Consider the following 12,981-nt stretch of genomic DNA (forward strand, 5'->3'; position numbering starts at 1 on the left):
CACCCAACGGGAGATCTCCGGCCTCCCTGCCGGACCCGCGGGCAGCACCTGCTGCCCGCGGTCCGCGGTCCGGGCCCCCTAGGAACGTACAGCCGCTCCATCCACGGCCGGACGGAATTTGGCCGGCCAGACCCCCTGCTTGCCCGGGGACAGGATGCCCTTCGGATCCACGGCGTCCTTCAGGACCTCTTGGAATCGGCGGAGCGCGTTGTTGTTGAAGTCAAAGCCGTCGGCGATGGTGTCCATGTAGTCCACATGGCTGCGGTACGGCGCATAGCCGCGGCGGCGGGCGGCTTGGAGCAGCTTGGCGTACAGTTCACGCGCCCGGGCCAGCATCTCCTCGTTGCCGTTCTCGAAGAAAATCATGGTCACGTGGACCATGTGCCGCGGATAGAGGTGGTATCCGATGTACAGGTCGAATCCGTACTCCCGGTACAGGGCCTTGGCCTCCTGGTAGAAGTCCCAGACATCCTGGCCTCGGGCCGGAAGGATCGGAGCGGCGTCGATATGGCCGCCGTTTTCCGCCGCCCAGGCCACTGTCGACAGCGGTTTCAGCGTGGGCACGCCCGCCATCTGCGTGCGGTCCATTGGGGCGATGTCCTCATAGGCAACCTGTGCCCCGTCGGATCCCTCGTAGGTGCGGGCCTTGACCGTGAACCCCTCAAGCCCGGCGAACCGTTCGCGGATAATTTCCAGCCGACGCTCGGCCAGTCCCTTGTCGCCGTAAATGGCAAACTTCGCGTTCCACTGTCCGACGCCCATTTCGTGGCGCATTTCCTCGAGCCGCTCGTCCGGAATCGACCCTTCGCCGGTGTACCAGCGCGACCGCGGGCCGTTCATGGTGGCCGCCCGGACCACATTTCCGCAGAGTGCGTTGTTCTGGATGATGTCCTCGCGCCGGAGCTGGGTGAGGATGTCCACCAGCTTGGGCATGTCCTCCTCGCGTTCCACCACAACGTCGCCGTTGATGTAGACGTCGGGCCAGGGCATCAGCCACAGGCCGACCTTCGTCGCCACGCCCAGGTTGGACTGGGTGAACAGTCCGTCGAGCGTGGGACCGAAGCCGCCCTGGAAAAGCGGTCCGAGGTCAGTGCCCTCCATGGCCCACATGCCCGTGCGGAGCAGCTCGCCGTCGGGCAGCACCACCTCCATGCCGCAGAGGCTTTTGACGTGGTCGCCCATGGGCGTCATGCCGTAGCCGCGGTCCAGCATGTTCCCCAGCACCGACCCCCAGCCCAGTGCCGGAACGGACATCCAGAGCTTGAGGCCCTTGGCCTTGATGTGCTCGAACAGGTCAAAGAAGGTGACACCGGGCTCGACGACGGCGTAGTTCAGTTCGTCGTTGACCTCCAGGATGCGGTTCATCCGGCTCAGGTCCAGCGCCACCATTTCAGTCCCGCGGGGCTCCGGCCCTCCGTAGCCGAGATTCTTCCCCCGGGAGAAGGTCCAGAGCGGTACCTCGAGTTCGCCCGCCAGGCGCACCAGCTCCTGCACTTCTTCCACGCACCCGGGCATGACGCCCGGCCATTTCCCGCGTCCGGCGTTCAACGGGTACGGGTCAATATAACCGGCCTCGGCGTTCGGACGGATTACGTTTTCGGCACCGACAATTTCAGCGGCACGGTCCAGGAATGCACTGCGGCTGTCCATATCAACACGTCACTTTCAAGATTTCCTCCGGCAGGCGCCGGAGCATGGGGTTGGTTTCTGGTGTCACCGCGGCAACGGCAGAATCACTGCTCATTGGCCGTGTGACGGAATGTCTGTTCAGTTATATTGACAATATGAATTTCGCGCCCAATCCGAGCATCACTCTGCGGCAGGCACTGCACTTCGTTGTGGCGGCGGAGGCCGGAACCATGAGCGAGGCTGCCCGCCGCCTGCACATGGCACCTTCGGCAATCTCCATGTCCATTGCCGAACTGGAGCGGATTGTCGGCGCCCAGCTGTGCATCAAGCGCAAGTCGAAGGGCCTGACCCTGACCTCCACCGGCGTCGCGGTGTTCCGGCAGGCCCGCCAGCTGCTGGAGCTTGCCGACGAGATCGCTGCCCTCTCCCGCGGTGACCGGGCAGATATCCGCGGCCCCCTGACGGTTGGCTGCTTCATGACCCTGGCGCCGACCACCATTCCGCCCATGCTGGCCGAGTTCGCCCGGCAGTGCCCGCACGTGGACGTGGACTTCGTTGAGGCCTACCACGAAGATCTGCAGGACCGGCTGCTGGCCGGCTCCCTCGACGCGGCCTTCGTGTACGACATGGACCTCTCCCCCGCACTCAAATCGGCACCGCTGTTTTCGGTTGACCCGTATATCCTGCTGCCCCAGGACCATGCGTTGGCTGCCTCCGCGTCGGTGTCACTTCGCGATATCGCGGCCGAACCGTTCATCTTCTTCGACGCACCGCCGATCTCCAGGCGCGTGCTGGAGATGTTCAGCGACTCCGGTCTGGAGCCGCCCCGGATCCAGCATCGGTCACGAAGCTATGCGACGGTGCGCTCCCTGGTGGCTGCGGGGCGTGGGGTCTCGGTCCTGTTCCAGCATCCCGAATTCGAAGCGCCCTATGAGTCACTCGGCGTTGTGCTCAAGGCGGTCACCGATCCAATCGTCACCACCAGGGCCCAGGCAACCGTTTCGCTCGCCTGGGCCCGCAGCGTACCGCTGAATGCAAGGGCCCAGGCCTGGGTTGACGTCGCCGCCCGCCATTTCGGCTAGCCCTGACCGGCCGGCCGGGACTAATCACCGGGCGAGCTAGGCGCCGGGCCGGGACAGACCGAGATTGTCGCGAAGCGTCGTGCCCTCGTACTCCGAGCGGAAGTAACCCCGGTTCTGCAGCTCCGGCACCAGCTTGTCGCAGATCAGCTTGAAGCCTCCCGGGTTGAACGGGGCGTTCAGGTTGAAGCCGTCGCACGCTTTGGAATCGAACCAGTCCACCATGCGGTCCGCCACTTGGCTGGGAGTCCCCGCCATCCACTGGTGGCCGGTGGACCGGGCCAGATCGACGATGAGCTCGCGCAGCGTCATCCCCATGTCCACGCTCTTCTTGCGGTAGATCTGGTAGCGGCTGCCCAGCTTGGGATCGTCAGAGAACCAGGCCGCGGGAATCCGGTCGCTGAAGTCGAGCTCGCTGAGGTCCATTTTCAGGTCGGCCGCAACCTGGCTGCGCCCGTTTTCCAGATGCACGTAGTTGGCCAGCTCGTCCGCCAGATCATTGGCTTCTTTTTCCGTGTCGCCCAGGATGGGCAGGATGCCCGGTATGACCTTGACGTCGTCGGGGTTGCGCCCCTTCTCGGCCGCCATTGCCTTGAACTTGGCATAGAACTCCACGGAGGGTTCCTTGAATGGCTGGGCCGTATAGATACCGTCGGCAACCGAGGAGCCAAGGTCCATGCCGGGACCTGAAGACCCCGCCTGCACCAGGACCGGACGGCCCTGGGGGGATCGCGGCATGTTGATGGGCCCCTGGACGTTGAAGAACTCGCCCTGGTGGTTGATGGCCCGCAGCTTGGAGCGGTCCACGTACTCGCTGTTCTCCTTGTCCACGATGACGGCGTCGTCGCCCCAGCTGTCCCACAGTTTCTGCACCACGTCGACAAACTCGGTGGCCCGGCGGTAGCGAACCACGGGGTTGGGAACATCAGCGACACCGTAGTTTTGAAAACCGTCGGAGGACGTCACGATGTTCCAGCCGGCGCGGCCGTTGGACATATGGTCCAGGCCGCAGAGCTGGCGCGCAACGTTGTAGGGCTCGGAGAAAGAGGTTGACATGGTGCCGATGAGGCCAATGTTCTTCGTCCGGGCCGCCAGTGCGGACAAGACGGTCATGGGCTCGTAGAAGCCGTTCATTTTGATGTCTCCGCGCAGCACCGTATTCGCGTGCACGATATCGCCGAAGAAGACCGCGTCCAGCTTTGCCTCTTCAGCCATCAACGTAAGGTCGGCGACGAAATCCAGGTTTCCCAACTCGTCAGCGCGGCTGCCGGGCATGCGCCAGCTGTCTTTGTGGTAACCGGCCGGCAGCATAAATGTGGTCAGCACCATGTGCTTCTTGGACTTCGAGATCATTGCGTGGAGATTCCTTTCGGGACGCACGCCGCAAAAATGCGACGCCGGAGGTGTAACCATCATCACACTCTTTGCTTATCCAGTAAATAAGCAGTTTCTGTACTGACACATCAATAAAATTGATAATGCTCATGCGGGCACGCAAACGGCCCGTCCACCCCTGCCGGGGTGGACGGGCCGCCGTGCCGCACAAAGGACTTGCTATGCGTTCTGCTTCTGCCGGCTGCGAAGCTGCATTTTGGCCTGCTGGGAATCGGCTCCCTCCCGGCTCATCAGGACTGCCACCAGGCCAAGGACCAGAATGGCAACCCAGAATATGCCGACCAGTCCGTAACCGCCGCCACCCAGGACGACCAGCCCGGTGGCGATCATCGGGGTGAATCCGGCACCGAGCGTTGCGGCTCCCTGGTAGGCCAGCGAAGCCCCGGTGTAGCGCACCTCGGGCGGGAACTGCTCGGAGATGTAAGCCCCGATGGGGCCGGCCAGGATGCCCTGGATCAGGCCGTTTCCGACTATCACCGCCAAGGCGAAGTCCCACGGGTTTCCCGAGTGCATCAACTGGAGTGCGGGAAATGCCCACAACGCACCGGCCACGCCGCCGACGGCCAGAACCGCTCGCCGGCCGAAACGGTCACTCAGGCGGGCGGCGGCAAAGCAGGCGGCAATGGTGACCACCGCTGCCACACCCTTGATGTTGAGGACGAAGGAACGGTCCACGCCTTCTCCCACCGCCACGGAGACCCCCCAGCTGGTGAGGATGCCCTGCATCGTGTAGAAACCCAGCGATGCAATGAGGGTGATGATGACGAGGCGGGGGTATCCCGTGATGACCTTCAGCAGCGGCGTCTTCTGCTTCTTCTGCTTGTCCGCCGCCTTGGACTCAAGCGCTTGGAAGACGGGAGTCTCGGCAACCTTGAGCCGGACCACCATTCCGACAAGGATGAGGACCGCCGACAACAGGAACGGAATGCGCCAGCCCCAGACCAGGAACTGGTCTCCTGTCAGGGACGAAACCAAGGAAACCACGAGGGTGGCCAGGAGGCCGCCGGCAGGACCCCCCGCATTGGCGAAGGCTGCGGCAAATCCGCGCTTGCTGGCTGGTGCGTGTTCCAGCGCCATCAGGGTTGCTCCGCCCCATTCCCCACCCACAGAGATGCCCTGAATGAAGCGCAGCATGACCAGAATGACGGGCGCCGCGATGCCGATTTGCTCGGTGGTGGGCAGCAGGCCAATGGCGATGGTAGCGAACCCCATCATGAGCATCGAAATCACGAGCATCTTCTTGCGCCCAATGATGTCCCCGTAGTGACCGAAGATGATGCCGCCCAGCGGCCGGGCCACGTACCCAACAGCCAAGGTTCCGAAGGAGGCAAAGAGCGCAACCGCCGGAGACAGGTTCGAAAAGAACACCTTGTCAAAGACGAGTGCGGCGGCCGTCGCGTAGAGGATGAAGTCGTAGTACTCAATGATGCTGCCCATAAGGCTTGACCCGAGGACGCGGCGCAGGTCCTTCGTATTGAGGGACTGATTGGCGGTCACATCGGGACCGGCGGTGTCATGCAAAGCCATACTGTGCTCTCTCTTCATTGGGAGGATCACGCCTTCGGCGAAAGGTCACGGCGCCCGTGGGGGGTCCCGGACAGGCCTAGCGTCGGTTGGACACGGGCGGAATGCCGTAGGTACGGAATCCGTCGGGGCGGAACGGGCTCCACATGTTCCACCAGTTGTCGTCGGCCCCCCAGATCACGGGAGGACGTTCGTCGTCGTAAATCTGTTCCAGGTCGGTGTAAAGCTCGACGACGGCGCCGGATGTTTCCACGTAATAGGCGGCGATATTGTGGCCGGCCCCGTGCCGCACGGGCCCCCAGATGAGGTCCCTTCCCAGCTTGTTCAGCCGGTCGCCGAGCTTGCCGAGGTCTGCAATGGACTGGGTCTGCCATGCGTGGTGGTGGAATGTTCCGCGGCCGGCAATCAAAGCGATTCCGTGATGGTCCGGGTTGCACCGCATGAAGTAGGCGTAGTCATCACCGATGACATCGGAGAGCCGGAAATCCAGCACTCGTTCCAGGAAGTTCTTCATGCCCAGGACGTCCACCGGGTGAAAGTTCATGTGGCCGTAACGGTCCGGACCGAAACTCTGAAGGGGCGCTGTGTCGGGCTGCATGTCGATGTAAATCTCGAAGATCCAGCCTTCCGGCCCGATAAACGAGAAACCGTCCTGGACGCCGGCGCTGACGGATTTTTCACTGATGATCGGCAGGTTTTCCGCTTCCACCCGTCGCCGGATGGTGCGCAGTGCGTCCCCGTCCCGCGCCACCAGGCCGATACTGTGAATACCGTTGGTGTCGGAGTCCAGGTAGACAAGTTCATGGTGAACATTCCCGGCAGCAAGGTAGATTTCGCTTGCCGTGCGTTCGGTGACCCTCAGCCCCAGGATTTGGGTGGCATCGAAAACCGAACCTTCCACGTCCGTGGTTTGGATAGCCACATGACCCATCTCACGTATCAGGCCCCAAGACATCCGGTCTCCAATCAGTTCTGCAATTCCCTTGGTATGGTGCAGATCACATCCAACCGAAATAAAACACTATCCGCAAATCATCTATTCTTCAACGGATTCAAGATAATCCCTGTGAAAATATCAGCTGAAGCCGGATGTGATACCGACGGCCGCCCCGCAGCAGCGTCACTGGAGCGCGTCGTTGATTCGCTGCGCCACCCGGGCGAGCGCCCGGCGGGATTCCGGCGTAAAGGTGGCGGCAACATAGACATGGAATCCATCCGGGGCCACATGCAGCTCCACCGGCGATGACGTCGCGGCCGCCTTGGCAGCCAGGCGTTCGGCGTCGGGGAACAGAATGTCCCTTCCACCCTGGAACAGGCACACCGGCGGCAGATCTTTCAAAGTGTCGTTGATCGGGCTGACCTGCCAGGAGTCCAGGGGGCGGCCCCGGGCCCACAGATTTGCGCAGTAGATGAGCCCGGGGACGTCCAGCATAGGGTCCTGCCGGACCAGCGGCGGTATGGCGGGGTTGGACATGGTGCAGTCCAGCCACGGCGCGAAGAGGAACACCGCCTCGGGCTGGCTTTCCCTCCGGTTCCGGCGGTCGATCACGTGCGCCAGGGCCAGGCCGCCGCCGGCCGAATCACCAGCCAGAAACAGAGGTGCGCCGGGCGAGCGCCGGGCCACGGCTTTACTCACCGCATCGACAAACGGCAGGGCTTCGGCCACCGAGTGCTCCGGTGCCAGTCCGTACAGCGGAACCGTGACCGTGGCGCCGGTACGGCGGATGAGGGCTGAGATGATCCACCAGTGGGCCTCCCGCAGCGGGAAGACGTAGGCACCGCCGTGAAGGTACACCAGCTCCCTGCCGGACGAACGCCTGGGGGTCAGCGTGATCACCGGAAATCCGGCCACGTCATCCTCCCGCACCCGGCACAGGCAGCGGAGGGTGAGCGGCACGGAGTGCCGGCGCCGCCGCGCAGCGGTGCGCCGGACCGCCTCCGGTGTTCGGAAGGTCCGCGGCACTGCCCGCAGGGCGAGCCCGGCGAGCCGCATTGAGAGTGACATGGACACACTCCGGTCTTACCGTTGCCGGCCTGGGTGGCTTCAGCCTAGGGTACCGGCAGGGAAACCCCATCGCGGCAGCTAATGGAACCTTTCCCAGGCGGACTGCCGGGACATCCCCAGGGCCGAACCAATGCTTGCCCAGCTGATTCCGCGCCCCCGGGCTGCTTCGACCCAGCGCCGGAGATGCGCGTCGACCTGCTCCCGCGCCTCTGCAACCTGCGGCAGCCGGGCCATCAGTTCGTCGTCGTCGAGGCCGTCCCAAGGAGTATCCGGAAGCATTTCCCCGGGAGTCGGAGCGGCATCGAGCAGAGCTGCGGCACGGACTGCGCAGTCACGGCAGATGGAGGCCGCAGGTGCCCCGGCCAGCAAGCCTGTTTCCTCCCTGGAACGCAGACAGAAAGAACACATGAACGGCACCGCCGTGAGTGCCGGCACTGATGCGTCTCTGGAGGCCTCGGGCATAGTGGCCAGTCTATTCGCTTGCCGCATGCTGAAAACCAACCCTTACCCTGTCAGGGTTTGCCTGACAGAATATCGCCCGTCAGGAATTCCCTGACAGAACGCTTCCGGGGGCACCATGGCACGTGAACAACTGATCAGCACCGGACTGCAGAGCGGACGGAAGGCTTCCTTCCGGTTCCTGCTCGGGTCAAACACCATCGAGGGGTTCGCGGACTCCCTCACCCGAACCCTGCTGCCAATCCTCGCGGTGACCGTTCTGGGGCTGGGCTCGGAATTTCTGGGTGCGCTCAACGCAGCAGGGCTGGCAGCCTTTCTGCTGCTGGGCGTGCCCGCAGGTGCCGTCATCGACAGGTTGAAGAACCGCCGGCGCGTCATGACAGCCGCCACGTGCCTGCGCATCCTTGTCGCGGCAGCGTTGGCCATCTCCACTTTCACCGGCTGGCTCAGCGGCCCCCTGCTGCTCGGCGCGGCCATCCTGGTGGGGATCTCCGATGTTGTCTTTACCACCGCTCTGAGCACCGTGATTCCGCGGGTGGCATCCACCGGCAACCTGAAACACGCCTACTCGCAACTGGCTGTTGCCACTCAGACCGCGTCAACGGTGGCAGCAGCCGCCGCCGGTGCGCTGCTGGGCGTCCTGGGGATGGGTGCGGCTCTGGTGGCCGCCGCCGTTTCCTACGGCATGTCCGCAGTGCTGCAACTTGGCATTAGGCTCGGCTCCGCCCCGGCTCCCGCGACCGGAGCAGCGGCAGAAACCGGGCGGGATTTGAGCAGCGGCTTCCGGGCGCTTCGCTCCTCGCCCGCACTTTGGGCGCTTACAGTTTCCGGGGCGCTTACCAACGCCGGAGCAATGCTCGGCAACACCGTGTTGCCGGTGTTTATTCTTCGGGACTTGGAAATAGCTCCTCCCCTATTTGCGGGGTTGGGCGCACTGGGTGCCGCAGGAGCCATCGGCGGTGCCGCGGCGGCACCGTTTCTGACCGCGGCATGGGGTTTGCGGAACCTGCGGACAGGTGCCGCGGCGGCTTCGGGGCTCTGCGTCGCTGCAGCCGCTCTCTGCCCCTGGCTTCCCGGGCCAACCCTGGCCTGGCTGGCGGTTCAGTCCCTGGGCTGGAGTTTTCTCGTGTCGGTGTCAGGCGTGGCAGGAGCCGAGGTACTTCCGCGGAGCGTTGCGCCCGGCAAACTGGCATCTGTGGCAGCGGCGCAACGGACGTTCACCCTGGGAGTGATGCCGGTGGCTGCCCTGCTGGGAGGAGCCGCGGCCGGGCTGGCGGGTCCCGTCCCGCTCCTGATTGTGTGGATCGTGCTCGCCTGCGCCGCCGCGGTCCCGGTGATGCGTTCACGGGAACTGGCAGAGTTTCGGTGAGCGCCGCCGTCGCCCGATGTGCAAGGGTGGAAGGTACTGAACGACTCATCCCTAAACTTCACGATCGAACCATCGGCAGGAGAACACCATGAGCAACCAGGAACAGCCCATCAATTTCGGCGCCGACGCCACCGAGAACAACCTCGCCGGCACGCGGGACGAGTTTAATGACGAGGTGACTGCTCAGCTTCTCGACGAAGTGAAGGCGGAGAAGCAGGCGAAGGCGAAGGACAACAACGAGCAATCCGAGAGCCGGGAGGCGGAAGAGCGCGAAGAACGCGAAGAGCAGCCGGCTCTCGAGGTTGATGAGGAAAGCCCGGCTTCCGAGGCGGAGCCGGCCTCCTGACTTCCGGTTTCTGAGGTTTGGACGCCCTGAGGCTTCGCAGAGAAAATTAAGCACCCTGTGTTTTTGGCCGTATTCTCCCTAGTCTTGGAGGAGGGGTTCTCGGAGGCATTGACACCAGCAGCGCCAAAAGGCAGTGAAGGGAGTCCCCCATGAGTACCAGCGCAGGAGCAACAGGGCAGCCAGCCCGCAAACCAAACCGCGCAGCCACGGGTAAGGGTGCCGCGAACGCGGCTGCCCGCGACGGCGGCACCGACAGCCGCGAACAGGTGGTCGGCCGGGAGAAGGAACAGTTTGGCGGCGTCAAAATCGGCTCTGCCTTCTTCGGTTGGCTCGCCGCCGCGGGAACCACGGTACTGCTGAGCGCCATTGCCACCGCTTTCGGAGCGGCACTGCTGGCCAACAATGTAGACGCCGGGGAAGCCGCGGCAGATCCCCAGGGTGCGGGCGTGGCCGGAGTCATCCTCCTCATGGTCATCCTGTTTGTGGCCTACTTCTGCGGCGGCTACGTCGCCGGACGAATGGCCCGGTTTAACGGGCTCATGCAGGGGGTGGCCGTCTGGATCTGGGGAATTGTGATCGCCCTCGTGCTGGCCCTCATCGGAGCTATTGCCAGCAGCGAGCTGGACATCAACGCCCAGCTCAACACTTATCCCCAGCTCTCCGGGGACAACACGACAGCAGCCATCATTTCCGCTGTCATCGCTGCCCTCGTTGCCCTGGGTGGCGCCATCCTCGGAGGTCTCGCCGGCATGCGCTTTCACCGCCGCGTCGACAGGGCCGGTTTGGGCGATTGAACACGATGCACCCAGCTCAGTACCGAAAGCCACAGGCGGAGTGCCGCACTTGAACTCGGAGCGCTTTCCGCCCTGGATGCGACGGACCGGGATCGAAGTTGCCGGCTGGATGTTGATCGTTTTCGGGCTTGCCGCCCTGGTTCTTCCCGGTCCCGGACTTTTGGGACTCGTCGCGGGGCTGGCAGTCTTATCGCTGCGATACCGGTGGGCCAACCGGCTCCTGCGTCCGGTGAAGGCCAAGGCGTTTGAAGCGGCGGAACAAGGAGTACAGACCTGGCTGCGGATCAGCGCCAGTGTCACCGGCGCCATCCTGGTCATGGCCACCGGCGTTGTCTGGGGCGTATGGGACAAGGCGCCGCAATGGTGGCCTTACAGCCAGAGCCTGTGGCTGCCCGGCGGCTGGGGCACCGGGACGGGGCTGATCATTTCAGGGCTCATTGCCCTGGCGCTGATTGTGTACAGCTACCGCAGATTCCGCCGCGGGACGGGCTCCCGACACCCGGCAAAATCCGACGGCCTCAGGTAGAAGCGGAACCGGAGAAGGCCTGGTCAGACCGAAGCCGGGAGTTGAGTGCCTGAAGCGCCCTAACCGCATTATCCAAAGCGGCGGCCTCCTCAGCATCCAGGCCCGCCAGCGCCTTCCGGATGGGCCCGGCCCACGCATCCCCGATCGCCTCATCTTGGGCCAGAGCTTTCTCTGTCGGAAACAACCGGCTGATGCGCCGGTCGCTGGCGCTGCTCTCCCTGGCCACCAGTCCGCGATCGGCGAGCGTGCGGATGGCTGCGCTGGTATTGCTCTGCTTCAGCGCCATGTGCCGTGACAACTCCGTCACGGTCATGCCCGGCGCCTCCAGCACATGCTTTAGGACAGCAAGATCCGTCGATGTGAGGGGATCGATCCCCGTCAGATCGGGAACCCGCCGGTGAATGGTCCATGTGAGGTCCCGCAGGAGCATGGCCAATTCGCGCCGCCGCGCCGCAGCCTCCGTGTTGTCCACCATGCGCCAATCCTAACTTATATTTTGGCATATATATGTAGAGATATGTATAGTGAGACGCTTCCCCGCCGCATTCCAGAAAGCAACCATGCCTGACTCCAGTCCGACTCCCCCATCCACCGTGCGCCGCATGAGCGGACAACTCATTCTCCTCCTGGCCCTGCTGACTGCACTGGGCCCGCTGTCCATTGACCTGTATCTTCCGGCATTCCCGGGGATGGCCAGTGATCTGGACACCACTGCCGCCGGCGTCCAGCTGACCATGACGACGTTCCTGGTGGGCCTTGGGCTCGGGCAGCTGTTCATTGGCCCGCTCTCTGACGGCATTGGGCGGCGCAGGCCGCTGCTGGTGGGAACCTTTGTCTGCGCTGCGGCGAGCGTCGTCTGTGCGGTAGCCCCAAACGCAGAAATCCTGGCCGGGGCACGGTTCCTGCAGGGGCTGGGCGGGGCAGCCGGCGTCGTCCTGGCCCGCGCCATTGTCTCCGACACCGCCCGCGGTGCTGCCGCCGCCAAGCTGCTGGGCGTGCTGACCATCATCTGCGTCATTGCCCCCGTGATTGCCCCTCTGGCCGGCGGTGCAATCATTGCCGCCGCGGGATGGCGCGCGGTGTTCTGGACCCTGGCCGGCCTGATCCTGCTGCTCTCTGTCTGGGGACTGTTCGGGGTCCGGGAAACCCTCGCTGCCGAAGACCGCAACCGCGGCGGAATCAGGACCACGCTGCACGTTGCAGGCGTAGTCCTGAGCAACCGCAACTACACCGGCTACCTGCTGACCTTCTGCTTCGGCTTTGCCGGACTGTTTGCCTACATTTCCGCCTCCCCGTTCATCATCCAGAACATCATGGGCCTGTCCGAAACCCGGTTCTCCCTGATCTTCGCCATGAACGCCCTGTGCATCACGGTTGTCAGCGTCATTGCCGCCGCTCTTGCCGGCAAAGTCGCCTACCGCACCATGATCTCGATCGGTCTGGTGGTTGCCGTGCTGGCCGCCGCGGGACTGCTGACTTTCGCACTTTCCGGAACCCCCATGGTTCCGATGCTGGTGCTGTTTGCGGTGTTCCAGGGATCACTGGGCTTTATCTTCGGCAATGCCACAACACTGGCTCTCGAAGAAGCGGGTCACCATGCCGGAACCGGCTCGGCCTTCCTGGGCTGCCTGCAGTACGTGCTGGCAGCTGCCGTGGCGCCGCTGGTGGGGCTTGGCGGCGAAGACACCGCTGTACCCATGGGCATGGCCATGGTCAGCTTTGCCCTGCTGGCGGCGGTCTCCTACGTAACGCTGACCCGAAAGACCCGCACAGCTCCCGCTGCCGCCGAATCCGACCTGCCGGTCAAGGATGCCGTACGGTCCCTCGCCTAGGGACTCGGCTGTCACTTCGGCTG

At 63.9% G+C, this 12,981-nt stretch carries 13 protein-coding genes; 6 read left to right on the forward strand and 7 right to left on the reverse strand.

Going from position 1 to position 12,981, the window contains the following annotated elements; translation table 11 throughout:
- Positions 1–78: 78 nt before the first annotated feature.
- Positions 79–1,650, reverse strand: a complete 1,572-nt coding sequence (locus MUG94_RS16725; protein WP_227907235.1) for an FAD-binding oxidoreductase — start codon at positions 1,648–1,650, stop codon at positions 79–81.
- A 134-nt stretch (positions 1,651–1,784) separates the two neighbouring features.
- Between MUG94_RS16725 and MUG94_RS16730 the strand changes: the two genes are divergently transcribed.
- Positions 1,785–2,711, forward strand: coding sequence for a LysR family transcriptional regulator (locus tag MUG94_RS16730; protein WP_227890860.1), 927 nt, complete (start codon positions 1,785–1,787; stop codon positions 2,709–2,711).
- Between the two features lie 36 nt (positions 2,712–2,747).
- Here the strand turns inward: MUG94_RS16730 and MUG94_RS16735 are convergent, their stop codons facing one another.
- The 5 genes from MUG94_RS16735 to MUG94_RS16755 form a co-directional block, all read right to left on the reverse strand.
- Positions 2,748–4,061 (reverse strand): LLM class flavin-dependent oxidoreductase, encoded by a 1,314-nt coding sequence (locus MUG94_RS16735; protein WP_227907236.1) that lies wholly within the window; start codon positions 4,059–4,061, stop codon positions 2,748–2,750.
- A 201-nt stretch (positions 4,062–4,262) separates the two neighbouring features.
- The gene (locus MUG94_RS16740; protein WP_227907238.1) at positions 4,263–5,630 is read right to left on the reverse strand and encodes an MFS transporter; all 1,368 of its coding nucleotides are present in this window, start codon (positions 5,628–5,630) and stop codon (positions 4,263–4,265) included.
- A gap of 76 nt (positions 5,631–5,706) precedes the next feature.
- A complete protein-coding gene (locus MUG94_RS16745) occupies positions 5,707–6,549 on the reverse strand; it encodes a VOC family protein (protein ID WP_227890863.1) in 843 nt (280 codons plus the stop codon).
- 198 nt (positions 6,550–6,747) lie between these two features.
- The gene (locus MUG94_RS16750) at positions 6,748–7,632 is read right to left on the reverse strand and encodes an alpha/beta hydrolase (protein ID WP_227907239.1); all 885 of its coding nucleotides are present in this window, start codon (positions 7,630–7,632) and stop codon (positions 6,748–6,750) included.
- A 78-nt stretch (positions 7,633–7,710) separates the two neighbouring features.
- Positions 7,711–8,121, reverse strand: coding sequence for a ClpX C4-type zinc finger protein (locus MUG94_RS16755; RefSeq protein ID WP_349292298.1), 411 nt, complete (start codon positions 8,119–8,121; stop codon positions 7,711–7,713).
- 88 nt (positions 8,122–8,209) lie between these two features.
- Between MUG94_RS16755 and MUG94_RS16760 the strand changes: the two genes are divergently transcribed.
- The 4 genes from MUG94_RS16760 (at position 8,210) to MUG94_RS16775 (ending at position 11,126) form a co-directional block, all read left to right on the forward strand.
- Positions 8,210–9,460 (forward strand): MFS transporter, encoded by a 1,251-nt coding sequence (locus MUG94_RS16760; protein ID WP_227907241.1) that lies wholly within the window; start codon positions 8,210–8,212, stop codon positions 9,458–9,460.
- A gap of 88 nt (positions 9,461–9,548) precedes the next feature.
- Positions 9,549–9,806, forward strand: coding sequence for a hypothetical protein (locus MUG94_RS16765; protein ID WP_227907242.1), 258 nt, complete (start codon positions 9,549–9,551; stop codon positions 9,804–9,806).
- 149 nt (positions 9,807–9,955) lie between these two features.
- The gene (locus MUG94_RS16770; protein ID WP_227907243.1) at positions 9,956–10,600 is read left to right on the forward strand and encodes a TIGR04086 family membrane protein; all 645 of its coding nucleotides are present in this window, start codon (positions 9,956–9,958) and stop codon (positions 10,598–10,600) included.
- 49 nt (positions 10,601–10,649) lie between these two features.
- Positions 10,650–11,126: a PGPGW domain-containing protein gene (locus tag MUG94_RS16775; protein WP_227890869.1), complete on the forward strand. Its 477-nt coding sequence runs from the start codon at positions 10,650–10,652 to the stop codon at positions 11,124–11,126.
- Here the strand turns inward: MUG94_RS16775 and MUG94_RS16780 are convergent.
- Complete coding sequence (locus MUG94_RS16780; protein ID WP_227890870.1) at positions 11,119–11,601, reverse strand: MarR family winged helix-turn-helix transcriptional regulator; 483 nt, start codon at positions 11,599–11,601, stop codon at positions 11,119–11,121. The two genes, MUG94_RS16775 and MUG94_RS16780, sit on opposite strands and share 8 nt — an antisense overlap.
- Positions 11,602–11,686: 85 nt before the next feature.
- On the opposite strand from MUG94_RS16780, the gene MUG94_RS16785 reads away from it, so the two are divergent.
- On the forward strand, positions 11,687–12,958 hold the full coding sequence (locus tag MUG94_RS16785) for a multidrug effflux MFS transporter (RefSeq protein WP_227907244.1): 1,272 nt from the start codon (positions 11,687–11,689) through the stop codon (positions 12,956–12,958).
- Positions 12,959–12,981 lie beyond the last annotated feature (23 nt).

It is taken from the genome of Arthrobacter gengyunqii, from assembly GCF_023022985.1.
Lineage (GTDB): Bacteria > Actinomycetota > Actinomycetes > Actinomycetales > Micrococcaceae > Arthrobacter_B > Arthrobacter_B gengyunqii.